Origin of the sequence: Streptosporangium becharense (assembly GCF_014204985.1) — a bacterium.
Classification (GTDB): Bacteria; Actinomycetota; Actinomycetes; order Streptosporangiales; family Streptosporangiaceae; genus Streptosporangium; species Streptosporangium becharense.
In genome coordinates, this window is record NZ_JACHMP010000001.1 from 3,602,522 (window position 1) to 3,624,915 (window position 22,394).

At 72.9% G+C, this 22,394-nt stretch carries 22 protein-coding genes; 11 read left to right on the forward strand and 11 right to left on the reverse strand.

Going from position 1 to position 22,394, the window contains the following annotated elements; translation table 11 throughout:
- Positions 1–4 precede the first annotated feature (4 nt).
- Positions 5–352, forward strand: a complete 348-nt coding sequence (locus F4562_RS15590) for a DUF742 domain-containing protein (protein WP_184537334.1) — start codon at positions 5–7, stop codon at positions 350–352.
- Entirely contained in the window at positions 333–908 is a 576-nt protein-coding gene (locus tag F4562_RS15595) for a GTP-binding protein (RefSeq protein ID WP_184537332.1), read from the forward strand. The genes F4562_RS15590 and F4562_RS15595 overlap by 20 nt, the downstream gene beginning before the upstream one ends.
- 65 nt (positions 909–973) lie before the next feature.
- Here the strand turns inward: F4562_RS15595 and F4562_RS15600 are convergent, their stop codons facing one another.
- From F4562_RS15600 to xylA, 6 genes are all read right to left on the reverse strand, one after another.
- Positions 974–1,342 carry a DUF742 domain-containing protein gene (locus F4562_RS15600; RefSeq protein ID WP_184537330.1) on the reverse strand — a complete coding sequence of 123 codons (369 nt, stop codon included), beginning with the start codon at positions 1,340–1,342 and terminating at the stop codon, positions 974–976.
- Positions 1,339–1,728: a roadblock/LC7 domain-containing protein gene (locus F4562_RS15605; protein ID WP_184537328.1), complete on the reverse strand. Its 390-nt coding sequence runs from the start codon at positions 1,726–1,728 to the stop codon at positions 1,339–1,341. The genes F4562_RS15600 and F4562_RS15605 overlap by 4 nt, the downstream gene beginning before the upstream one ends.
- A gap of 111 nt (positions 1,729–1,839) precedes the next feature.
- Entirely contained in the window at positions 1,840–4,035 is a 2,196-nt protein-coding gene (locus F4562_RS15610; RefSeq protein ID WP_184537326.1) for a sensor histidine kinase, read from the reverse strand.
- 141 nt (positions 4,036–4,176) lie between these two features.
- Positions 4,177–4,830 (reverse strand): DUF998 domain-containing protein, encoded by a 654-nt coding sequence (locus F4562_RS15615; RefSeq protein ID WP_184537324.1) that lies wholly within the window; start codon positions 4,828–4,830, stop codon positions 4,177–4,179.
- 237 nt (positions 4,831–5,067) lie between these two features.
- A complete protein-coding gene (gene xylB / locus F4562_RS15620; RefSeq protein WP_184537323.1) occupies positions 5,068–6,453 on the reverse strand; it encodes a xylulokinase in 1,386 nt (461 codons plus the stop codon).
- Positions 6,450–7,601, reverse strand: coding sequence for a xylose isomerase (gene xylA / locus F4562_RS15625; protein WP_184537321.1), 1,152 nt, complete (start codon positions 7,599–7,601; stop codon positions 6,450–6,452). Before xylA ends, xylB begins: the two co-directional genes overlap by 4 nt.
- Positions 7,602–7,679: 78 nt before the next feature.
- Here xylA and F4562_RS15630 point away from each other — a divergent pair, with 78 nt between their 5' ends.
- On the forward strand, positions 7,680–8,861 hold the full coding sequence (locus F4562_RS15630) for an ROK family transcriptional regulator (RefSeq protein WP_184537319.1): 1,182 nt from the start codon (positions 7,680–7,682) through the stop codon (positions 8,859–8,861).
- Here the strand turns inward: F4562_RS15630 and F4562_RS15635 are convergent.
- Both F4562_RS15635 and F4562_RS15640 read right to left on the reverse strand, forming a co-directional pair.
- Positions 8,830–9,051, reverse strand: coding sequence for a hypothetical protein (locus F4562_RS15635; protein ID WP_184537317.1), 222 nt, complete (start codon positions 9,049–9,051; stop codon positions 8,830–8,832). The two genes, F4562_RS15630 and F4562_RS15635, sit on opposite strands and share 32 nt — an antisense overlap.
- A 287-nt stretch (positions 9,052–9,338) precedes the next feature.
- On the reverse strand, positions 9,339–9,821 hold the full coding sequence (locus tag F4562_RS15640; RefSeq protein WP_184537315.1) for a MarR family winged helix-turn-helix transcriptional regulator: 483 nt from the start codon (positions 9,819–9,821) through the stop codon (positions 9,339–9,341).
- 73 nt (positions 9,822–9,894) lie between these two features.
- On the opposite strand from F4562_RS15640, the gene F4562_RS15645 reads away from it, so the two are divergent.
- Positions 9,895–10,404, forward strand: a complete 510-nt coding sequence (locus F4562_RS15645; protein ID WP_184537313.1) for a VOC family protein — start codon at positions 9,895–9,897, stop codon at positions 10,402–10,404.
- A 237-nt stretch (positions 10,405–10,641) separates the two neighbouring features.
- Positions 10,642–11,169, forward strand: a complete 528-nt coding sequence (locus F4562_RS15650; RefSeq protein ID WP_184537311.1) for a hypothetical protein — start codon at positions 10,642–10,644, stop codon at positions 11,167–11,169.
- Positions 11,170–11,371: 202 nt separating this feature from the next.
- Here F4562_RS15650 and F4562_RS15655 read toward each other — a convergent pair whose 3' ends face one another.
- Positions 11,372–12,343, reverse strand: coding sequence for an asparaginase (locus F4562_RS15655; RefSeq protein ID WP_184537309.1), 972 nt, complete (start codon positions 12,341–12,343; stop codon positions 11,372–11,374).
- 159 nt (positions 12,344–12,502) lie between these two features.
- The gene (locus tag F4562_RS15660; protein ID WP_184537308.1) at positions 12,503–13,396 is read right to left on the reverse strand and encodes an SDR family oxidoreductase; all 894 of its coding nucleotides are present in this window, start codon (positions 13,394–13,396) and stop codon (positions 12,503–12,505) included.
- 124 nt (positions 13,397–13,520) lie between these two features.
- On the opposite strand from F4562_RS15660, the gene F4562_RS15665 reads away from it, so the two are divergent.
- From F4562_RS15665 to F4562_RS36330, 6 genes are all read left to right on the forward strand, one after another.
- Positions 13,521–14,969 carry an MFS transporter gene (locus F4562_RS15665; protein ID WP_184537306.1) on the forward strand — a complete coding sequence of 483 codons (1,449 nt, stop codon included), beginning with the start codon at positions 13,521–13,523 and terminating at the stop codon, positions 14,967–14,969.
- Positions 14,970–15,067: 98 nt separating this feature from the next.
- Positions 15,068–16,306 (forward strand): sensor histidine kinase, encoded by a 1,239-nt coding sequence (locus F4562_RS15670; RefSeq protein ID WP_184537304.1) that lies wholly within the window; start codon positions 15,068–15,070, stop codon positions 16,304–16,306.
- A complete protein-coding gene (locus tag F4562_RS15675) occupies positions 16,297–16,938 on the forward strand; it encodes a response regulator (RefSeq protein ID WP_184537302.1) in 642 nt (213 codons plus the stop codon). Before F4562_RS15670 ends, F4562_RS15675 begins: the two co-directional genes overlap by 10 nt.
- A gap of 6 nt (positions 16,939–16,944) precedes the next feature.
- Positions 16,945–17,742 carry a DUF4097 family beta strand repeat-containing protein gene (locus F4562_RS15680; protein WP_184537301.1) on the forward strand — a complete coding sequence of 266 codons (798 nt, stop codon included), beginning with the start codon at positions 16,945–16,947 and terminating at the stop codon, positions 17,740–17,742.
- A gap of 193 nt (positions 17,743–17,935) precedes the next feature.
- On the forward strand, positions 17,936–18,568 hold the full coding sequence (locus tag F4562_RS15685) for a TetR/AcrR family transcriptional regulator (protein ID WP_184537299.1): 633 nt from the start codon (positions 17,936–17,938) through the stop codon (positions 18,566–18,568).
- Positions 18,569–18,635: 67 nt separating this feature from the next.
- On the forward strand, positions 18,636–21,044 hold the full coding sequence (locus F4562_RS36330; RefSeq protein ID WP_311733787.1) for a GH1 family beta-glucosidase: 2,409 nt from the start codon (positions 18,636–18,638) through the stop codon (positions 21,042–21,044).
- 66 nt (positions 21,045–21,110) lie between these two features.
- On the opposite strand, the gene F4562_RS36335 is transcribed toward F4562_RS36330, so the two are convergent.
- Positions 21,111–22,133 (reverse strand): TRM11 family SAM-dependent methyltransferase, encoded by a 1,023-nt coding sequence (locus F4562_RS36335; RefSeq protein ID WP_221206076.1) that lies wholly within the window; start codon positions 22,131–22,133, stop codon positions 21,111–21,113.
- Positions 22,134–22,394: the final 261 nt, after the last annotated feature.

A 22,394-nucleotide genomic window follows, 5' to 3' on the forward strand; every position in this document is an offset into this window, starting at 1 on the left:
CCGGATGACACAGTGGATGGACGAGGAGGCCGGGCCGATCGTACGGCCCTACGCGCTCATCGGGGGCCGCACGCGTTCCTCCGGTGACACACTGGACCTGGTCGCGATGGTCACCGCGACCGGTACCGCCCCGGCCGGGGGGTTCGTGCCCGGCCCCGAGCAGGAACGCATCCTCGCCCTCGTCACCACCGCCACCTCGGTCGCCGACATCGCCTCGGACCTCGATCTGCCGCTCGGGGTGGTCCGTGTCCTGCTCGGCGACCTCAAGGACCACAAGCTCATCTCGATCGGGCGCGCCTCCGCGAGCGAGCGCATTCTCAAGGAAGTGATCAATGGACTTCGGGCCCTCTGACGAACCCGTCGCCCTCAAGATTCTCATCGCGGGCGGTTTCGGGGTGGGCAAGACCACGCTCGTCGGCGCCATCAGTGAGATCCGGCCGCTCCGCACCGAGGAGGTGCTCTCCGACCGCGGCATCGGCATCGACGACGTCGACGGCGTCGAGGGGAAGACCACCACCACGGTCGCGATGGACTTCGGACGCATCACGATCAGGGACGGCCTGGTCGTCTACCTGTTCGGCACCCCCGGCCAGGAGCGTTTCTGGTTCATGTGGGATGAGCTGTCCTACGGCGCGCTGGGTGCGGTGGTCCTCGCCGACACCCGCCGACTGACCGACTGCTTCCCCTCGATCGACTACTTCGAGCAGCGCGGCACGCCGTTCATCGTGGCCGTCAACTGCTTCGACGGCGCCGACCGGCACGACGCCGAGGAGGTCAGGGTGGCCTTGGATCTCGACCCGGACGTGCCGGTGCTGCTGTGCGACGTGCGTCGCCGGGCTTCGGCGAAGACCGTGCTGGTGACGTTGGTGGAGCACTCGCTGAAGGTGCTGACCGCGAACCAGAGCTGAGCGGACCGGCGGATCTTCTCCGAGGGCCCGGCCTCATGAGGCCGGGCCCTCGGAGAAGATCCGGTTCACAGGGCACGCAGGCCGCTGATCAACTCCCTGAGCAGGTTCTCCGGCGGCGCCGACGCTGCGGGGATCGGCGACCGCACCAGAATCAGGCCGTGGTCCAGCAGATCGCCCAGCAGCACCCTGATCACCCCGACCGGCAGGCCCGCGTCCGAGGCGATCTCCGCGATCGGGCGGGCCCGCCGGACCAGGTTGAGCAGCCGGCGGTGCTGGGAGCCCAGGTGCGTGCCCGCGGAGATCGGCGTCCCCGTGGCCACGGCCATGGCCAGCAGGTCGAACCTGGCGGACGCGGTCCTGGTGCGTCCGCCGGTGACGGCGTAGGGACGCACGACGGGCCCGGCGTCCTCGTCGACCCACTCGACATCGCTCATTGGCCCGCCATCCGGGGATTGGTGGCCAGATGCTGGCCGACCCGGGTCACCAGCCGGGCCATCTCATAGGCGATCAGTCCCACGTCGGCGGCGCCGGTGGTCATGACCGCCAGGCAACTTCCCTGGCCCGCGGCGGTGACGAACAGGAACGCGGAGTCCATCTCCACCATCGTCTGGCGCACCGTCCCCCCGCCGAACTGCAGGCTGGTCCCCTTGGCGAGGCTCTGGAACCCGGAGGCCACCGCCGAGAGGTGGTCGGCGTCCTCCTTGCTCAGCCCTCGGGACGAGGCCATCATGAGCCCGTCGTTGGACAGGACCAGCGCGTGTGAGACGTCCGCCACACTCGTGACGAAGTCATCCAGAAGCCAATACAGCTCACCCGGCACGTGGTTAAACCCCTTCCCCTCTGATGATCTCGTTGGCGGCCGGTCCCCACCGGCCTGGTCGATCAGGTTGCGCGGTTCCCCCCGCGAAGCCGTTTCCCCGTCCACCGCTCATCATCCGTCATCCCCGTCCCCGTCTTCGGCCCGGCCGCGTCGCCAGCCCGACTGGAGGGCGGTCATCAGCGCTCTCGCCTCCTCGGGCGACCGCTCCTCGGCCTCGGCACCGGGGGACTCCTCGGCGGGTCTCGGCGGCAGGTTCGCCTGACGCACCCGCCGGGGCAGGCCGCCGCCGCGCCGCGTCGGCCGCCACAGGTCCGCGGGAATCGGCACCGCGGGCGGCGCGGCGGGCGCGGTGTCCTCGGGGGCCGCGGACGACTCGGGCAGTTCGGGCAGCACGGTGAGATGCGGCGGATCCTGCGGGCCGATCTGTTCCGGGTCGCCCAGCAGTTCCTCGGGAAGCAGCACGACCACACCGGTACCGCCGTACGGGGAGGAGCGCAGCGTCACCTCGACCTTGTAGCGGGCGGCGAGCAGGCCGACCACGGCGAACCCCAGCCGGTCGGTCTCGGCGGGATCGAACTCCTGCGGGCGGGCCAGGCGCTCGTTGATCGCCGCGCGCTTCTCGGCGGTGAGCCCGAGCCCCCGGTCCTCGATCTCGACGGCGAAGCCCCCGCTCACCGGCTCGCCCCGGACCGAGACCTGGCTGCCGGGCGGGGAGAAGACCGTGGCGTTCTCGATGATCTCGGCGAACAGGTGCATCATGTCCGCCACCGCGTTGCCGGCCAGGGTCGTGCCGCCCATCGGGAGGATGCGTACCCGGGCGTAGTTCTCGACCTGGGCGGTGGCCCCCCGTAGCACGTCCTCCATGTGCACCGCCGAGCGCCACCTGCGGCCCGAGGCGCCGCCGGACAGGATCACCAGGCCCTCGGCGTGCCGGCGCATGCGGGTGGTGAGATGGTCGAGCAGGAAGAGGTTCTCCAGCGCCTCGGGGTCCTCGGCCTGCGTCTGCATGCCGTCGAGCAGCTTCAGCTGGCGTTGCAGCAGCGACTGGCTGCGCCGGGCGAGGTTGCGGAACGCCTGGGCCACCCCGTCGCGCAGCCTGGCCTGCTCCACGGCGGCGTCCACGGCGCTGCGCCGCACGCTGTCGAAGGCCATGGCGACGTCGTGCACCTCGGCCGTGCTGCCCAGCGGCTCCAGCTCGGGCGCCTCGGCCGCCACGTCGGCCCGCTCACCGCGGCGCAACCGCTCCATGATCTTCGGCAGCCGCACCTCGGCGAGGTCCGCGGCGGCCCGCCGCAGCCCGGCGAGCTCCCTGATGAGGCCGCTGCCGATCCGGTACGAGACCAGCAGCGACGCGACGACCGCGAGAAGACCGAGCACGCCGGCGACCCCGGCGCGGACGAAGGTGGCGGTGGCCAGCGGGGCGGCCCGTTCGGTGAGCGCGAGCCCCGCGCCGGTCAGGGATCGCTGGTAGGAGGCGTCCAGGTCGTCGCCCGCGGTCCGCCACTCGGCGAGGGAGACGGCCGAGCCGCCGAGGAGGCGGCTCTCCAGCCCGGTGAAGCGGTCGTACAGCGGCGAACCGGTCAGCTCGGCGAAGGGAGCGCGCAGCTCGGGCTCCAGCTCGGACAGCGCCTGGTCCATGAGGAAGGTCCGGTTGGCGGCCAGCCGGGCGAACAAGCGCAGTTCGTCGTCCTTCATCGGCTGCCCGAGCGCCAGCGTGCCCGTGGCGAGCGCCCGTTCGCGGCTGAGGAGGTCCTTGGCCTGACTGATCATCGTGACGCCGCGCGACTGCTGGTACAGCGGCAGGTCCTCGCCGAGGCTCACGGTGACGTAGAGGCGGTGCAGCGCCTCCGGCACCAGGGCGAACTCCTGGGAGAGGCCCACCGGCCCGATCCGTCCCTCGTCGACCTTGGCGCGGACCGTGCCTATCGCGTCCACGTGCTTCATCAGCTCGGCGTAGCGGGCCCTCATCTCCGCCGACATGGACGACTGCACGTCGTCGGCGCTCGTCTGCCTGCGCAGGCGGGTGCGGGCCTGGTCGCTGACCACGCGCTGGCCGGCGAGGGTGTCGCGGTCGGCGCGGGACCGGGTGGCCAGGTACTCGGCGGACAGGACGTGCTCACGCTGGAGCGCGGTGCTCAGGTCCGCGGCGGCCGCGCCGATGGACCGGTACAGCCTGTCGACGGTGAGCAGGCTCAGGGAGTCGCCGACCGTGACGACCGTCGCGAAGCCCCAGATGGCGACCAGTGAGGTGAGCGGGATCGCCAGAAGCATCGAGAGCTTGAACCGAATGGACCTGCTCGATGCCATGTCACCTCAACGGTTCGTTCGCGGAACGCCATGGGGGGATCCGCGGCGACCTCTAGATCGGCGACGAGAATAGCATCGGCGACCCATGCTATTTGTAGCTCATTTGTGACATGTCATGAAATAGCTATGTGAAGTGGCAGGTCAGCCCAGTGCGGCCTGTGAGGCGCGAGTGGCACCGCGGGCCCAGGTCAGCCGGGCGACCCGGACCGCCGGCACACCGATCAGCGCGGTTCCGATGACCAGCGTGACGCGCTCGACGAGACCGATGAGCACCCCGTGCCCCGGGAGCGCGACGTAGACGAGCGCCAGCAGACCGAACCCGCCGGCCAGCGCCAGCCACTCCACCGGCGCGGCCACCGGCCGCCACCGCTCGTCCCGGCGGAACCCCGCCGCCATCAGCCCGCCCGCGGCGGGCACCGCGGCGAACGCGACGATCGACGTGTAACGGTACGCCTGGGCGGCCGCTTCCGCGTCCAGTCCCGGTGCCAGTGCGGGCAGCACCGCGAGCACGGCCAGCGCGGCGCTCCAGACCAGCAGGAGCCGTTCGGCCGCCGTGCCCACCGGCGCCGCGGCCGCCCGCAGCCCCGCGACCGTGGCGAGGGAGGCGCCCGCCAGCGCGGCCAGCGCGAACCCGATCGCTCCTCCGCCGCCGCCCAGTACGGCGTACTCGCCGAGCGTCAGGTGGAGCGAGTCCAGGTACGGAGCCGACTCGATCTGGCCGACGACCGCGGCCACGACGGCCATCATGATCCCGGCGCACGCGAGCAGCGGGTAGAGCCTCTTGGGCACGAGCATGCGTCAAGACTGTCCGGTGGAAGGTGTTTCAGGCATCCGGCAGGATCCCTGACCCGACCCTGAGGCGTCCCTGAGGCCCGTCCCCTCCCCCGAGAGGGACGGGCCTCCCGCCGGCGGCGGCTCGGGGAACCCCCGCCGGACGGCTCCGGAACCCTGCCCCGTCCCGGACGCACCGCCCGGACCCGCGCGGAAGGCCCGGCCTGCCGGAACCGGGCCGGAACCTTCCCGGGACGCCGATCAGCCGAGGCCGCGGACCTCGGCGTAACGGGCCCTGATCTCCGGTACCGGGTCGGCCTCGTAGCGCCGCGCCGCACCGGTCTCCCAGGCCGGGGGCTCGTCCCCGCCGGCGAGCAGCCAGGCGGCCTGCCTGGCCGCGCCGTCCGCGACGTACTCCCCGGGCTCGGGGACGAACACCGGTCTGCCGAAGACCGCGGGGGCGATCCGCCGGACGGCCTCCGAGCGGGCGCCGCCCCCGATGAGCAGGACCCTGGCCGGGTCGAGGCCGAGCGCGTCGAAGGCGTCGGCGAGATGGCAGAGCAGGCCCTCCACCGCCGCCCTGGCCAGGTGGGCGGGGGTCGAGGTGGCCAGGGTCAGGCCGTGCAGCGACCCGGTGGCGCCGGGCAGGTTGGGGGTGCGCTCCCCCTCCAGGTACGGCACGTGGACGAGGCCGCCGGCCCCGGCCGGGGCGGTGAGGGCCAGCCGGTCGAACTCGTCGGTGCCCACGCCGAGCACCTGCGCGGCGGCCTGGAGGACCCGGGCCGCGTTCAGCGTGCACACCAGCGGCAGGAACCGGCCGGTGGCGTCCGCGAACCCGGCCACGAGACCGCCGGGGTCGGCGCTCGGGCCGCCGGCGACCGCGAAGGCCGTCCCGGAGGTCCCGATCGACACCACCACGTCCCCGGGCTCGGCACCGACGCCCAGGGCCGCGGCCATGTTGTCACCGGTGCCCGGGGCGAGACGCACCGTTCCCGTGACGGGCACGCCCGCCGCGGCCCGCACCTCGCCCGCGGGGTCGCGGGGGCCCAGCACGGTGGGGAGGCCGGGCTCGGCGCCGAAGGCCACCCGCAGGAGATCGGTCCGGTAGGAGCCGGTCGCGGGCGACCAGTACCCGGTGCCCGAGGCGTCACCCCGGTCGGTGACGAACTCCCCGCCCAGCCGCCAGGTGAGCCAGTCGTGCGGCAGGCAGACGCGGGCGGTGCGGCGGGCGGAGCCGGGCTCGTGCTCGGCCAGCCAGCGGAGCTTGGTCACGGTGAACGACGCGACGGGCACGCTGCCCACCGCCTCGGCCCACCGCCGCGGCCCGCCCAGTTCCTCCACCAGGTCGGCGGCGGCTCCGGCGGAACGGGTGTCGTTCCACAGCAGCGCCTTCCTGACGACGGCGCCGGAGGAGTCGAGGCAGACCATGCCGTGCTGCTGGGCGCCGACGCTCAGGGACTCGACGCCCTCCAGCCCCCCCGCCCGGTCCAGCGCCTCCCGCAGCGCCGTCCACCACGCCTCGGGGTCGACCTCGGTGCCCTCCGGGTGGGCCGCGCGGCCCTGGCGGACCAGGGCGCCCGTGCGGGCGTCCCTGATCACCACCTTGCAGCTCTGGGTCGAGGAGTCGACCCCGGCCACGAGGGTCATCCGCGGACCCCGAGGAGGTGCTCCACGGCGAGCTGGTTGAGGCGGGTGAAGTGGAAGCCGCGCTCGGCCGCCTTGTCGGGGTCGAAGTCGTCGCGGGCCAGGTCGGCGAGCGTCTCGCCCGGGGCCAGCGTGGGCTCCGACAGCTCGGCGACCCGGCTGGCGGCCAGCGCCTCGGCGACCTCGGGGTCGGCGCGGAAGGCGACGGCCTTCTCCTTCAGGATCAGGTAGGTGCGCATGTTGGCGGCGGCGGAGACCCAGACGTCCTCGGCGTCCTCGGTGCGCAGCGGCTTGTAGTCGAAGTGGCGGGGGCCGTCGTAGCCGCCGTGCTCCAGCAGGTCCACCAGGAAGAAGGCGCTCTTCACGTCGCCGTGGCCGAAGATCAGGTCCTGGTCGTACTTGGGGCCGTGCTGGCCGTTCAGGTCGATGTGGAAGAGCTTGCCGTGCCAGAGCGCCTGGGCGATGCCGTGCACGAAGTTCAGCCCGGCCATCTGCTCGTGACCGACCTCGGGGTTGAGGCCGACCCGCTCGGGGTGCTCCAGCTCGTTGATGAACGCGAGCGCGTGGCCGATGGTCGGCAGCAGGATGTCGCCGCGCGGCTCGTTCGGCTTGGGCTCGATGGCGAAGCGGATGTCGTAGCCCTGCTCGATCACATAGGAGGTGAGCAGGTCCAGCCCCTCCTTGTAGCGGCTGAGCGCCGCCCGGACGTCCTTGGCCGCGTCGGACTCGGCCCCCTCGCGCCCGCCCCAGCAGACGTAGGTGGTCGCCCCCAGTTCCACGGCGAGGTCGATGTTGCGGATGACCTTGCGCAGCGCGTGACGGCGGACGTCGCGGTCGTTGCTGGTGAAGGCCCCGTCCTTGAAGACCGGGTGGGTGAAGAGGTTGGTGGTGGCCATCGGGACCTTCAGCCCGGTGTCGGCCAGCGCCTTCTTGAAGGCGGCGATCGCCCGGTCGCGGTCGGGCTCGACGGCCAGCAGGTCGTCGTCGTGGAAGGTGACGCCGTAGGCGCCGAGCTCGGCGAGCCGGTGGACGCTCTCCACCGGGTCGAGCGGGGCCCGGGACGCGTCCCCGAAGGGATCGCGGGCCTGCCAGCCGACGGTCCAGAGCCCGAAGGTGAAGCGGTCTTCGGGCTTGGGGGTGTAGGCGCTCATCTGCGTTCCTCCGATTTAATCCACTTTATGGATTTAATATGGATCGGGGTGGTGGGATCGTCAAGAGGTGGGTGTTCCATGACGCAGGCCGTACGCCACGACTCGATGCGTGCCCGCAACCTGGGCGTGGTCCTCGCCGAGGTGCGCAGGAGCGGGCCGGTCACCCGTGCCGCGCTGGCCGAGATCACCGGGCTGACCAAGACGACGGTGTCGAAGATGGTCGGTGACCTGCTCCAGGCGGGCATGGTCGCCGAGTCCGGCACGCTCAGGGACGGCGAGCGGGGACGGCCGGGGACGGCCGTCGCCCTCAGCGGTGCGCGCGTCGCCGCGCTCGGCCTCGAAGTCAATGTGAACCACCTGTCCGCATGCGTGGTCGACCTCACCCTCGCCGTGCGGCTCCGCTATGCACAGGCTGTGGACAACCGTGCGGCCTCCCCTGTGGAAACCCTTTCCCACCTGGGGAGACTTGCCCACAAGGCTGTGGATGAAGCGCGTCTGGCGGGTCTCGTCATCGCCGGCACCACCCTCGCGGTGCCGGGCCTGGTGGACGGCGGGCTGGTGCACACGGCCCCGAACCTCGGCTGGCGCGACGTCCGCGTGGCCGAGTTGCTCGACTTCCCCGTCGAGGTGGACAACGAGGCCAACCTGGCCGCGCTGGGCGAGCTCTGGTTCGGCTCGGCACCCGACGACTTCCTGCACGTGTCGGGAGAGATCGGCATCGGCGCGGGCCTGGTGGTGGGCGGCACCCTCTTCCGCGGCGCCCGGGGGCTCGCCGGGGAGCTGGGACACGTGGTGGTCGTCCCCGACGGTCCCGAGTGCCGCTGCGGCGGCCGGGGCTGCCTGGAGCAGTACGCGGGTCAGGACGCCCTGCTGCGGGCCGCCGGGCTGGACGGGATGGCCGAGGGCGTGCCCGTGCTGCTGGAGCGCCTGGAGGCGGGCGACGAGGACGCGCTGCGGGCCTGCCGGCGCGCCGGCCAGGCGCTCGGCGTCGCCCTCACCTCCGCGGTGCACCTGACCGACCCCGGGACGATCGTGCTGGGCGGGGTCTTCGCCCCGCTGTTCCCGTGGCTGCGCCGGCCGGTGCACCAGACGATGACCGACCGGCTGGCCGCGATGCGCCGCAGCGTGCCCGACCTGGCCGTCTCACGGCTCGGCGGCGACGCCGCGACCCTCGGCGCCGCCGGCCAGGTCATCCACCGGGTCGTCGCCGACCCGTGGAGCCACGTGGCTACAGCCCGGACGGATCCCGGCCCACGCTGATCTCCTCGGCGATCCGGCGCATCCCGTGGTCGTCCAGGCCGGGGACGCCGACCAGGCGCAGGCGCAGCGCCGCCATCACCTCGGGCACGCTCGCCCCCGCGTGTCTCACCGCGATCTCGTGGACGATCCGGAAGAGCATCCGGTTCGCCTCGTAGTCGATGCCCGGCGCGGTCCGGGAAACATCCGCCATGCTCGTATCCCCCCGTTGAGTCCAATGGCCGCGGCCAACGGTACGGTGTGCCACCGACAATCCGCGGGGAGCGCCGCGCGCCACCGGTGACCGGCCGGAACCCGCTCGCCTCGGTCCACCGGACTCGCATTCACCGGCGCCCGGAACCCGTCCTCACCGGTCTCCGGGGCCGTGCTCACCGCCCGACGGCAGGCCCGCTCTCACCGGTCCGGGGCCGTGCTCACCGACCGCTCGCAGGCCCGTGCTCACCGGCCTCCGGGCTCGCTCTCACCGGTCCGAGGGCGTGCTCACCGCCCGCTCGCAGGTCCGCCCTCCCCGGTCGGCGCCCCGTCCCCGCCGAGGATCGCGGCGCAGATCTCGGCGAGCCGCCGTACCTGCTCGGAGTCCAGGCGGTCGAACAGGCTTCGCCGTACCGCCCCCACGTGGCCGGGGGCCGCGGCGGCGAGCACCTCGAACCCCTCGTCGGTGAGGACCGCCCAGCTCACGCGCCGGTCGGCCGCACAGGGCTCGCGACGCACCCAGCCGCGCTCCTCCAGGCGTTTCACCGCGTGCGACAGGCGGCTCTGCGAGGAGTCGACCTGCGTCGCCAGCTCACTCATCCGCAGTGTCCGCCCCGGCGCCTCGGACAGCCTGACCAGCACGACGTAGTAGGCGTGCGGCATGCCGGAGTCGTGCAGCAGCTGCCGGTCGAGCTCCTCCTGGATGCGCTGGGAGGCGGCCAGGAACGCGCGCCAGGTGCGCTGCTCGTCGTCGTCCAGCCATCGTGTCACGGCCCCACCTTACTTGAACTCTCAAGCAAACGGAGGTAATCTACTTGAACTCTCAAGTTTTCAAGGGGGAACCATGCCGGTCCAGCGGCTCAACCACGCGGTCCTCTTCGTGCGCGACGTGGAGCGCAGCGTCGCGTTCTACCGGGAGGCCCTGGGTTTCACGGTCGTCATGAGCGGCCCCGGCGCCGCGTTCCTCCAGGCCGCGGGCTCCACCAACGACCACGACCTGGGCCTGTTCCAGCTCGGCCCGCAGGCCGGCCCCTCCGGCGCCGGGCGTTCGACCGTCGGGCTGTACCACCTGGCCTGGGAGGTCGACACCCTGGCCGAACTTGAACGCGTCGCCCGCAAGCTCACCGAGCTCGACGCCCTGGTCGGCGCCTCCGACCACTCCACCACCAAGGCCCTGTACGCCAAGGATCCCGACGGGCTGGAGTTCGAGGTGTCGTGGCTGGTTCCGGCCGCCCTCCTCACCGAGGAACTGCTGAGGGCACGCTCCTCCATCAGGCCGCTCGACATCGCCGCGGAGCAGGAACGCTACGGCGCCGAGACCCGCGGCGGCCTCGGGGTCTCGATCCCCGCCTGATCACTCCCGGCCGGCGGCCGACCGCCGACCGGGACTGATCGACTCCGGCCCGGCGGCTGGCGCGGGGCCGTGCGGCGACGGTCCGAGTCGGGTGGCCGCCCCTCCTCACCTCGGTTTCCGGCTCGCGACAAGCGCCGTGTAGGGGCTTTGCAAGCGCACGACGCTTTCATGCTCATACGCCCCGCCACCGACGCCGGCATCGAGCCGGCCCGGGGTGCCGTAGAGGAGAGAGCGCCCATGCAGCCGTTCACGCGGGGACTGATCGCCGTCACCGTCGCCGTGACCGCCACCGTGAGCGCGCTCGCCATCGCCTCCCCGCCCGCGGCTCTGACCGCCGCCTCCGCCACCTCGGCCGTCCCGGCGGACGCGTCGGCCGCGAGTCCCACGGCCGCCGCCTCGACCACGTCCCTGGGGCCGCAGAGCTCCGCGAACGGCACGGCCTCGGTCTCCGGCCGGATCACCGCGGCCGGCGGAACGCCGCCCGGCCGGCTGGAGATCTCCGGCCGGCTGTCCAACCGGGACACCCGGGCCGCGAAGCGCGGTGGCACGTGCGCACACCTGGAGGTGCGGCTCACCTACGCCCCCGAAGCCGGGCACGACGCCCCCGAGGTGGTGGTCGACCGCGTCTGCCGGCCCGGTGAGACCGCGGAGTTCTCCTACGAGAGGAAGGGCGTGACACGCGTGGAGACCAGGGTGTGCGTCAGTTCCCCGGTCTCCTCCACCCCGTCCCGTTGCGGTGACTGGCGGACCGCCTACGCGGTGTGAGCCGGGCCGCGCGACCCCGGTGCCGATCCGTGCGGCAGGGCCGCGTGAGGCGAGCCGCGCGAGGTGAGGAGTGGTCCGGCGGAGGCCTCCCCAGCCCTCCGCCGGACCACGGGCTCCCTCCACGTGCCCACCCGACGACGAAGTACTCACCTTTTTCAGAGATTTTGTGCTGTCCGAGATTCCCCGCAGTCAGGCCGGGACGTCAGAGCCTCACGAACCAGTCGCGGACGGCGTCCACCCCGCCCGTCGCCAGGGCCACCATCAACGCGCAGCGGGCCTTGGCCGGCGCCAGGCCGCGGGCGCCGATCGCCCCCACCGTGGCGGCCAGGCCCGTGCCCGGGGGCAGGTCCTCCAGCGGGGTCGCCGGGGTGCGGCACCTGGACGCGACGACGACCGGGATCCCCCACTCCGTGAGCTCGGCGATCGTCGACAGGAGACTGACGGGCACGTTGCCCATGCCGGTGCCCTCCAGCACGATCCCCTGGGCTCCGGCGTCCACGACCGCGGTGAGCAGGACGGAGTCCATCCCCGGGTAGGTCTTGATCAGGGCGACGTCCGACGCGGGTTCCCCCGCCGTCATGGGCGGCCGGGGCGGCGGGGCGGCGAGCGTCTGGACCCGGCCGCCGATCACCCTGCCCAGCGGGGGGAAAGGGGCCGACGAGAAGGCCGCGACGCTCGCGGCGTCGACCTCGGTGACCCAGCGGGCCGCGTGGACCTCGTCGTTGACGCAGACGACGGCCCCGGCGCCGCGCATCACCCCGTCGGCGGCGACGGTGACGGAGGCGGCCAGGTTGCGGGGGCCGTCGCCGGACAGCTCGTCCAGGGAACGGATGGCCCCGGTCAGCACGATTCCGCCGCGCTCGGCCGCCCCGCCCGCGAGCAGGTCGACGAGGTAGGCGGTCTCCTCCAGCGCGTCGGTGCCGTGTGTGATCACGACGCCGTCGAACCCGTCCCCCAGCAGGGCCGAGCGTGCCCTGCGGGCCAGTGCCAGCATCGTGGAGGGTGACATGTCCCAGCTCGGCTCCGCCGGCACGTCCTCCACGACGACGTCCGCCGTGAGGGCTCCGGCGGGGACGGTCCGCAGAAGCTCCGCCCCGGAGGCGACGGACGAGCGGCCGGGCCCGTGGGAGTAGGCGATGGTGTCACCGGTCGCCAGCAGCAGCACACGCTTCACGAACGAGTTCCCCTCTCCGAGCCGCGGACGCGCCCGTCTCCCGGGTGTCCCGGCCGCCTCTCGGCCGCGTCCCGGTCCGGGCTCCAGCGGGCGTGCCCGGGAACGGGCACCTCCTATTTATAACCCATGACTAACCCCTAAGGGGTTACATGTTGTCCGTCAACTGTTCCGGCCGAGGAACTCCCGGTAGTAGGTCAGGAAGTCGGGGCGTGAGCCGTCGAGGTCGGTGAAGCCGTACTCCGCGGCCAGTTCACCGGTGCTGTACGACCCGCCGCTCTTGGCCATGATCTCCGGGTCGGCGGCGAGCGCGGCCACGGCCCGGCCGATGTAGGCGGGCGTCTCCGAGGCCGCGAAGTGCGGATCCTTGTCCGCGCCGGCACGCCAGTTCTCCTCGGTGACGCCGAAGTGGTCCAGCATGGCCTCCGAGCGCAGGAATCCCGGGGTCAGCGCGACCGCCGCCACGCCGTGCGGCCTCAGTTCGGCGGCCTGGTTGCGGGCGAGCCGGATGACGGCGTGTTTGGCCAGGTCGTAGAAGAAGGAGCCGCGGTAACCGCCCAGCAGTTCGTCGACCCAGCGTTCGGTGCCGTCGGTGATCTCGACGACCAGCCCGCCCCCCTGGGCGATCATCAGCGGCAGGGCGAAGTGGCTGGTGATGATGTGGGTGTCCACGGCCCGGTGCAGCAGGCGCAGGCCGCCCGCCAGGTCGTGCTCCCACAACGGCTTGTCCCACTGGGCGAGCTGGTCACCGCCCCACACGTCGTTGACGAGCAGGTCGAGCCTTCCGTGGTCGGCGTGGATCCGTTCGACGAGCGCGCGTACCTGCTCCGGGTCGGAGTGGTCACAGCGGACGGCGATCCCGGTGCCGCCCCGCGCGCCGACCAGTTCGGCGGTCTCCTCGATGGTCTCGGACCTGCCGAGGTCCGACGGGGCCTCGCGGGTGCTGCGACCGGTGACGTACACGGTCATGCCCGCCGCGCCGAGCTCGACGGCGATGCCGCGGCCGGCGCCACGGGTGCCGCCCGCGACGAGGGCGACGGCTTCTGTTGCCTGCATGGTTCTCCTCCGGCGCCGGAAGCGGCCCGGCGCACTCCGCATTAGTGAACGACCGTTTGATAACGGTAGCCGATCCATCCTAGATTAGTAAACGAATGGTCGTTTACTAATGGGAGAGGCTTCCATGTCCACGAACACCGCGCATCCGGCGTCGCGACGGCCGGCGTTACTCCTGACCGCCCTCTGCGCCGCCCAGGTCATGCTCGTCCTCGACCTGGTGGTGGTGACCGTCGCCCTGCCGTCGATCCGCGCCGACCTGGGCATCGCCCCCGCCGACCTGCAGTGGGTGGTCACCACGTACGGCCTGGCGTACGGCGGGTTCATGATCACCGCGGGGCGCGCCGGCGACCTGTTCGGGCACCGGCGCATCCTCGTCGCGGGGCTCGTGGTCTTCACGGTGGCGTCGGCGCTGGCCGGGCTGGCCACCGGCCCGGTGACCCTGTTCGCCGCACGTGCCCTGCAGGGGGTCGGCGGCGCCCTGGTCTCGCCCACGGCCCTCGCGCTGCTCACCACCGCCTTCGCCGAAGGCGAGGTGCGCAACCGGGCACTCGGCGCGTGGGGCGCCGTGGGCTCGGCCGGGGCGACCGGCGCCGCCCTGGTCGGCGGACTGCTGACCGACCTGGTGCACTGGCGGGCCATCTTCATGATCAACATTCCCGTGGGGATCGTGGTGATCCTGGTGGTGATCCGGATCGTCGGCGGTCACCGGCCCGACCGGACGGGCCGTCTCGACCTGGCCGGCGCCGTACTGCTGACCGGAGGTGTGGTCCTGCTCGTCGCGGCGGTCACCCGTGCCGCGGAGGGCCCGACGGCGGCGGTCTGGGTGATGGCGGGTGCCTCGGCGGCCACCCTGGCGGCGTTCGCGGTCGTGGAGCGGCGGGTGGCCGAACCGGTGGTGAAAGCGTCCCTGCTGGCCACGCCCACCGTGCGGTACGGCAACCTGATCTGCGCGCTGTCCGCCGCGGCGGCCCTGGTGACGCAGTACTTCACGACGCTCTCGCTGCAGAACGTGGCCGGCATGTCCCCCCTGGAGACCGGGCTGGCCTTCGCGCCGGTCACTGCGATCATCGTCGTCGTGTCGGGGCGGGCGGGAGCGCTGGTGGCGCGGTTCGGGGTGCGGCTGATGATCACCGCGGGGGCTGCGGCCACCGCGCTCGGGCTGCTCCTCCTCGGGCTGGCCCCGTCCGGCGCCGTGTGGACCGGTGCGCTGCCCGGCCTGCTGATCAGCGGGCTGGGCGCCGGGCTGATGTTCGCCCCCTCGATGATCGTGTCGACCAGCGGGGTGCCGGACGAGGACCAGGGGCTGGCCTCCGGCCTGCTGAACACCTCCTTCCAGCTCGGCGGGCCGCTGGGCCTGGCGGTGCTCAGCGCGGTCGCCGCCTCAGTGACCGGCGGGGCGACCGGCGGGGTGACCGGCGGGGCGACCGGCACGCAGGCGCTCACCGACGGGTACCGGGCGGCCTTCCTGTGGTCCCTGGCGCTGCCCGCGCTGATCGTCGCCGCCGTCGCCGCCCTGCCCCGCGACACCGCCCCGGAACCGGCGCCGGCCCACCCCGGCTCCGCACTGGAGTAGGGCCCGCCGTCCGAGAGGAAAAGGTGGGGTTTTCCCCACCTTTTTTCGGGATACCTCGGCCATGTGCCCGGGAACGCCGTGATCTCTACCGTGGGGGGATGACCTCCACCGAGTTGACCACCCCCTGGGAGAGGATCAGCGCCCACTGGTCGGCGCGGACCTGGCTCCGCACCGCGCACCTGGTGACGGGCCTGGCGGTCGCGTTGCCGGGAGCGGCGGTGATCCTGGGGCTGGTGGCCGCGGCGGTGATGCTGGTGTGGACCGTGGTGGTCCCGGTGGTGGCTCTGCTGCTGCTCTTCGGGGTCGTGCGACTGCTCACCCGGCTGCAGCGGTCCCGCTTCTCCGCCTTCCTCGGCACCGACATCCCCCCGGTCCCGCCTCGCCGGTTGAGCAGGAACCCCCTCAGGCGGCTGGCCGAGGAGGCGCGCACCTGGAGCGCCTGGCGTCGGCTCTCCTACCACCTGCTGACCCCGCTGATCAACGGGATGGGGGCCGTCACGGTCGTCGGGGTCTGGTCGGGCGGCCTGGTCACCGCCGCGTTCGCGGTGCGGACCTGGACGGCCGGGGAAACCTGGCACACCGCGGCGTTCGTCCTCGTCTCCGGCGTGCTGCTCGTCATCGGGCCGTGGCTGGCCCGCGGGTTCACCCTGCTGGACGTGATCGCCGCCGAGGCCCTGCTCGGCCCCAGCGTCAGCGACCAGCTGGTGCGACGGGTGGAGACCCTCCGGGAGAGCCGCGCCGAGGTGGTCGACGCCGCCGACGCCGAGCGCCGGCGGATCGAACGGGACCTGCACGACGGCACCCAGCAGCGGCTGGTGTCGCTGGCGATGAACCTCGGCATGGCCCGCGCCACCCTCACCGACCTGCCCGAACCCGCCCACCAGGTGATCGTGCAGGCGCACGAGGAGGCGAAGCTCGCGCTGAAGGAACTGCGCGACTTCGTCCGCGGGCTGCACCCGGCCGTGCTCAACGACCAGGGGCTGGACGCGGCGCTGTCCGGGCTGGCCGCGCGGGCGCCGCTCCCCGTACGGCTCGACGTCGACATGCCTGAACGGGTCTCCCCGACGGTGGAGGCGGTGGCGTTCTTCGTCGTGTCGGAGGCGCTGACCAACATCGCCAAGCACGCGCAGGCGTCCGAGGCCGAGGTCACGGTCGGCCGGCGCGACGGCCGGCTCCAGCTGGCCGTGTTCGACGACGGGCTGGGCGGCGCGGACCCGAGCCGGGGCAGCGGGCTGCGCGGGCTGGCTCAGCGGGTCGGATCGGTGGACGGCATCCTGATCGTCGACAGCCCGGTCGGCGGGCCGACGACGATCAGAGTGGAGTTGCCGTGCGCGTAGTGCTGGCCGAGGATTCGGTGCTGCTGCGAGAGGGTCTCATCCGGTTGCTCGGTTCGGCGGGCATGCACGTCGTGGCCGCGGCGGCCGACGCCGGCGAGTTGCTGCGCGCCGTGGACGAGCACGAGCCCGACCTCGTCGTCACCGACGTCCGGATGCCGCCGTCGCACACCGACGAGGGGCTGCGCGCGGCGCTCGTCCTGCGCCGGCAGCGGCCCACGCTCGCCATCCTCGTGCTCTCCCAGTACGTCGAAGAACGTTACGCCACCCAACTGCTGTCCACCGCGACCAGCGGGATCGGCTACCTGCTCAAGGACCGGGTGGCCGACGTCACCGAGTTCCTCGACGCGCTGCGCAGGGTCGCCGCGGGCGGCACCGCCCTGGACCCGGAGGTGGTCGCCCAGCTGCTGCTGCGCAGGCACAGCGACCCGCTGGACCGGCTGACCCGCCGGGAACGCGAGGTGCTGTCGCTGATCGCGGAGGGCCGGTCCAACGCCGGCATCGCCGAGGCGCTGGTCATCTCCGAGAGCGCGGTCGGCAAGCACATCAACAACATCTTCACCAAGCTCGACCTCTCCGGCGCCGACAAGGACCACCGCCGGGTGCTGGCCGTCCTACGATTCCTGAAAGTCTGAGTGAGCATGACGACGCGTAGCAGAGCCCGGACCGTCTGGATCATCGCGGGCACGATGCTCACGGCACTCTCCGTGAGCTTCGTCACCGCGTCCATCTGGGTCGACGCCACCAAGCCTCCCCGGATGGAGGAGACCTCAAGCTCCTCGAAGCCGTTCACTGCACCGAAGATCGTCGTGGACGTCACCGGCCACCTCGACGTCCACATCGTCGCCGGCGCGGACGGCCTGCTCCGCACGGAGCAGTCACTCGTGTGGTACGGCGACCGGCCCCGGTACCGGCCCTCGGTCACGGAGCGGTGGGAGGGACAGACGCTCCGGCTCGACGCCACCTGCCCCCACGTGAACGAGCACGTCTGCGAGACCACCTACACCCTGGCGCTGCCCGCGGACACCCACGTCGAGGTGACGGGCCGGTCCGGGATCGTCTCGGTGCGCGACGTCCGGGGCGACGTGCGGCTCACGACCACCACGGGCGGGATCCTGGTGAACGACACGCGAGGCACGCTGTGGGTGCGCTCCCAGAAGGGAGGGGTGTGGGGCAACGGCCTGCGCTCCGTCAAGGCCGACGTCGAGACCGGCATGGGCGACATCTCCCTGGACTTCGCCGAGGCGCCCAGCGACGTCAAGAGCGTGGTACGGACCGCCGGGGACGTGGAGGTGAGGGTGCCCGAGAGCGAGAAGTACAACATCCAGGCCAAGGCCCGGTTCACCACCGTCGGGGTGCCGTCCGACCCCGCCGCCGAGCACCGGATCACCGCGCTGACCGGCGAGGGCGAGTCGCGGATCACGCCCTACCTGTTCTGACTTCCGACGCGGGCTCCCGGCCCGGCACGGCCCCCGGGTGTGGCGGGCCCGGTGCGGGGCTCCGTGCGGCGGGCCCGGTGCGGCGGGTGACCCCGGTGCGGCGGGCCCGGTGCGGCGGGCCGCACACAGCTTTTCCTCCCGGGAGACCACCGCTTGACCACCTTCACCTGATCAGGCGGCTTGAATCGGACTCATGGTTCCCGATGACGACCGGCACCGCGAAGCGGTCATCGAGGTCGCGACGCGACTGTTCGCCGCGTTCGGCTACGACGGCACGTCGTTGCAGGGCGTCGCGGAGGCCGCCGGGCACGACCCGGCCCGGATACAGCAGTGGTTCGGGGACAAGCTCGGCCTGTACCTCGCCGTCGTCGGAAACGCCCACCTGCGGGAACGCGCCGTCGTGGAGAACGCGCTCAGCTCCCTGCCCTCCGCCGTCACCCGCAGGGACGTCTCCGCCGCCATGTACCGGCTCACGGACGGCTACCTGCGGTTCTGCCTCGCCAACCCGCAGGTCCCCGCGCTATGGCTGCACCGCTGGCTCGGCGACGCCGCCGACATCCCGGACCTGGAGCGCGCCTACGCGATCCCCCTCATCAACCTCACCCGCGACGCGTTGCGCGCCGCCACCCAGGCCGGGCTGGTCGACGACCGGGTGGACCTGGACCTGATGGTGCGGACGCTGATCTGGAGCGTGTACGGCTTCCTGCACGGCGAGGCGCTCGCCCGCGCCGGCGGAGGCGGTGCCGACGACCCGGACACGCAGTTCCGCCTCCAGAACCATCTCCACCAGCTGGTCGACCGCATGCTCGGTCTGCCCGGAAGCTGACCGCCGCACCGGTATGGGTTACTGTGTCGCCGATCACAACGCGATCGAGCGACAGGGGGGCCGTCGAGTGGCCGCAGCGACCGTCCCGGCACGGGACGAGACCCTGGCCTTCCCCGACGGCTTCGTCTGGGGTGCGGCAACCGCCGCGTACCAGGTCGAGGGTGCCACGCGCGAGGACGGCCGGGGCGTCTCCATCTGGGACACCTTCTGCCGCACGCCGGGCAGGGTGGCGGGCGGTCACACCGGCGACGTGGCCTGCGACCACTACCGCCGTCACGCCGACGACGTCCGCCTGATGGCGGAGCTCGGCCTCGGCGCCTACCGGTTCTCGGTGGCCTGGCCCCGCGTCCAGCCGTCGGGTTCGGGCGCCGTCAACGCCGCCGGGCTCGACTTCTACGACCGGCTGGTCGACGAGCTGCTCGCCGCCGACGTCGTCCCGTACGTCACGCTCTACCACTGGGACCTGCCCCAGGAGCTGGAGGACCGCGGCGGCTGGGCCGAACGCGACACGGCCCACCGGTTCGCCGACTACGCGCGGATCGTGCACCGGCGCCTCGGTGACAGGGTCGGCACCTGGGTGACGGTCAACGAACCCTGGGTGGCCGCCTTCCTCGGCTACGGGATGGGTGTGCACGCGCCGGGCCGCACGTCGGCGGCCGACGCCTTCCGGGCCTCGCACCACCTGCTGCTCGCCCACGGGCTGGGTGCGCGGGTCCTGCGCGACGGAGGCGCCCGGCAGATCGCACTGACCCTGAACCTCGCCCCGGTGATGACCCCCGGCCAGGTCGGCGACCCGGACCTCACACCGTCCGCCGCGGACGCCGAGGCGGTCGACCGGGTCGACTGCCTGCTCAACCGGCAGTTCCTCGACCCGGCCCTGCGGGGGGAGTATCCCGAGCCGGTGCTGGCGATCGTGGAGCGGACCGCCGGTCTCGGCCACGTCCGCGACGGCGACCTCGCAACGATCAACCAGCCGGTCGACCTGCTCGGGATCAACTACTACACCCCGTGCGTGGTGCGCGCCGAACCGGGCGAACCACCCAACCCCGCCTATCCCGGTACCGAGGACGTCATGTTCAGCGGTGCCCACGCGCCGACGACCGCCATGGGCTGGCCGATCGTGCCGACCGGCCTGTCCCGGCTGCTCGTCCGGCTCTCCCGCGACTACCCCGAGGTCGGTCTGCTCGTCACCGAGAACGGCGCCGCGTTCGACGACGTCGTGACCGGCGACCGGGTGCACGACCCCGACCGGACGGCCTTCTTCGACAACCACCTGCGCGCCGCGCATGAGGCGATCGAGGCCGGTGCCGACCTGCGCGGCTTCCTGGCCTGGTCGCTGATGGACAACTTCGAGTGGGGTGAGGGCTACCGCAAGCGCTTCGGGCTCGTGCACGTCGACTTCGAGACGCAGCGGCGGCTGCCCAAGGACAGTGCCCTGTGGTACCGCGAGGTCATCCGGTGCAACGGGCTGCGCCGCGAGAGGACCAGGCGGCCCACCCTGGAGGCGGTCGCCGCCCGCGCGGGCGTGTCGAGATCGACCGTCTCCCGGGTGATCAACGGTGAGGGAGCGGTCAGCGACGAGTTCCGTGAGATCGTCATGAAGGCCGTCACCGAGCTCGGCTACGTCCCCAACTCGGCCGCCCGCAGCCTGGTGACCCGGCGCACCGACGCGGTCGCGCTGGTCGTCTCCGAACCGCCCGGCGGGCCGGCCGACGACCCCCTGTTCGCGGCGACGGTCCGCTCGGCCGTGCGGGAGCTGGAGGAGGCGGGCAGGCACGTCACGCTCATGCTCGCCGGCACCGCCGGAAGCCGGCGCCGGGTGGAGCGGTACGTCACCTCCGGGCACGTGGACGGGGTCGTGCTGGTGTCCGCGTACGGCGCCGACCCGCTGCCCGACCTGCTGGCCGGGGCGAACGTCCCGGCCGTTTCCCTGGGCCGGCCCGCGGTGGCGAACCGCACACCGTATATCGACGTCGACAACGCGGGCGGCGCCGCGGCGGCGGTCAGGCACCTGCTCGGCCGGGGACGGCGTGGGATCGCCGCCCTCTCCGGACCGCCGGACGTGACCGCCGTGCAGGACCGCCTCCGGGGATACCGCGAGACCCTGCGGGAGGCCGGGCGGCAGCCGGTCGTCGCCGTCGGCGACCACACCCTCGCGTCCGGAGCGGAGGCGACGCGTCGGCTGCTGCACGACCACCCGGACCTGGACGCCGTCTTCGCCACCGGCGACCCGATGGCGCTCGGTGCCCTGCAGGCGCTGCGCGAGGCGGGACGCCGAGTGCCGGACGACGTCGCGGTCGTCGGCTTCGACGACATCGAGGCCGCCTCGTACTCGGTGCCTCCGCTCACCACGGTGCGCACCCCGCGGGCCGAGCAGGCGCGCGCGGCGGTGCGCCTGCTGCTGCGCCGCCTCGACGGCGGGCCCGCCTCCTCGGCGACGCTCCCCACGGAACTGGTCGTCAGGCAGTCCACGTAACGGTCGCCGCCGAGGGCGGGCCGGCGGCCGGCTCGTCAGCGGCCCGCTGCCGCACCATGAACTCACTCAGCGGTCCCGCTGCCGCACCATGAGCCGGATGATGTACGACCTGGCGCCGGAGAGCCTGACCTGCTGAAGGTGAACGGGGGTCAGCCGCTGCCGGATGGCGGTGGCCAGGTCGTCGGCGTCCGGGATCAGCACCACGGCCATCCCGTCGGGGACGAGCACCCGCCGCAGCTCCCCCCACCACCGGGAGGGGGCCGCGCCGAGCAGGCCGCGCGCGTCGACCTGAGCGCCCCACGGCGGGTTGCACACGACGCGGTCGACACTGCCGTCGGGCAGCGGCAGATCGCCCGCGTCGGCCGGCCGCAGGGTGACGGCCGGCGAGCCCGCCGCGTTCGCGCGGGCCGCCCGCAGCGCGTCCGGGTCCAGGTCGAACCCGTGGAGGCGGGCTTCCGGCTGGAGGGCACCGGCCTCGACGAGCAGGGTGCCCGCGCCACAGCAGGGGTCGAGGACCCGGTGCTCCGGCCGGATGTCGGCCAGACCGGCCATGGCCGCGGCCACCGGGGGATGCAGGGTGCCGGGGATCGTCCGCAGCTTGTAGGCACGCCGGTGCAGGGGCCGGTCGGCGATCCTCAGCATGAGCGTCGCCCGCGTGCCGTCCAGGGTCAGCCGCCAGGCGCTGTGGCCCGCCGGAGGCGCGCTTCCCCCCCGCCGCGGGTGGTAGCCGACCCCCAGCCTCCGCGACAGGGCCAGGCCGACGGCGTCCTCGGCGTCGTACCGGTTGAAGTTGCGCCTCCCCAGGAAGGACGCCGACACCTCCACTCCGGTGAGTTCGCCGGAGCCGCCGCAGTCCTGCCGGTGCCGCAGCAGCGTCTCCGTGTCGGCCACCGCGGCGAGTCCGGCGAGTCCGGCGACGTCCGCCCTGGCCGGGCCGACGTCCGGTGACCGCGCGGCGAGCAGGAACACGTCGTCGGCGGTCCGCAACCGGACCGTCCGGGGTTCCGGCCGCCGCGTGCAGAAGTGCACTTCACGATGGCCGAGCCGGGTGATGGTGCCGAGGCCGAGCTGAAGGATCTCAGCGGCCACCGTGGGCTCCAGCCCACGGACGCACCGCGCCACCAGGCGCGCCGCCGTCACGGGACGACGAAGGCGCCGGGACGCGGGGCGGTGAGAAAGATCACGCGAACGCGCATGATGACCGTTCTTCTCCCACGTCAAGACCCGGGGCGGCGCTACGCCGTCCCGCATCGTCGGCGACGGGGGCTCCTCGCCTCGCCGACGGCGTCTTAACGTCGGTAGAAGAACGTCATGGCACGGAGGATAGCAGCGAAGACGATCTATCGTCGC

Bases quoted from the DNA above. Each gene is read 5' to 3' on its own strand.
- F4562_RS15685 (WP_184537299.1), top strand. From the start codon at position 17,936: ATGGTTCCCGATGACGACCGGCACCGCGAAGCGGTCATCGAGGTCGCG.
- F4562_RS15630 (WP_184537319.1), top strand. From the start codon at position 7,680: ATGACGCAGGCCGTACGCCACGACTCGATGCGTGCCCGCAACCTGGGC.
- F4562_RS15635 (WP_184537317.1), bottom strand. From the start codon at position 9,051: ATGGCGGATGTTTCCCGGACCGCGCCGGGCATCGACTACGAGGCGAAC.
- F4562_RS15615 (WP_184537324.1), bottom strand. From the start codon at position 4,830: ATGCTCGTGCCCAAGAGGCTCTACCCGCTGCTCGCGTGCGCCGGGATC.
- F4562_RS15670 (WP_184537304.1), top strand. From the start codon at position 15,068: ATGACCTCCACCGAGTTGACCACCCCCTGGGAGAGGATCAGCGCCCAC.
- xylA (WP_184537321.1), bottom strand. From the start codon at position 7,601: ATGAGCGCCTACACCCCCAAGCCCGAAGACCGCTTCACCTTCGGGCTC.
- F4562_RS15645 (WP_184537313.1), top strand. From the start codon at position 9,895: ATGCCGGTCCAGCGGCTCAACCACGCGGTCCTCTTCGTGCGCGACGTG.
- F4562_RS15680 (WP_184537301.1), top strand. From the start codon at position 16,945: ATGACGACGCGTAGCAGAGCCCGGACCGTCTGGATCATCGCGGGCACG.
- F4562_RS15610 (WP_184537326.1), bottom strand. From the start codon at position 4,035: ATGGCATCGAGCAGGTCCATTCGGTTCAAGCTCTCGATGCTTCTGGCG.
- F4562_RS15665 (WP_184537306.1), top strand. From the start codon at position 13,521: ATGTCCACGAACACCGCGCATCCGGCGTCGCGACGGCCGGCGTTACTC.
- F4562_RS15660 (WP_184537308.1), bottom strand. From the start codon at position 13,396: ATGCAGGCAACAGAAGCCGTCGCCCTCGTCGCGGGCGGCACCCGTGGC.
- F4562_RS15650 (WP_184537311.1), top strand. From the start codon at position 10,642: ATGCAGCCGTTCACGCGGGGACTGATCGCCGTCACCGTCGCCGTGACC.
- F4562_RS15600 (WP_184537330.1), bottom strand. From the start codon at position 1,342: ATGAGCGATGTCGAGTGGGTCGACGAGGACGCCGGGCCCGTCGTGCGT.
- F4562_RS15595 (WP_184537332.1), top strand. From the start codon at position 333: ATGGACTTCGGGCCCTCTGACGAACCCGTCGCCCTCAAGATTCTCATC.
- xylB (WP_184537323.1), bottom strand. From the start codon at position 6,453: ATGACCCTCGTGGCCGGGGTCGACTCCTCGACCCAGAGCTGCAAGGTG.
- F4562_RS15590 (WP_184537334.1), top strand. From the start codon at position 5: ATGACACAGTGGATGGACGAGGAGGCCGGGCCGATCGTACGGCCCTAC.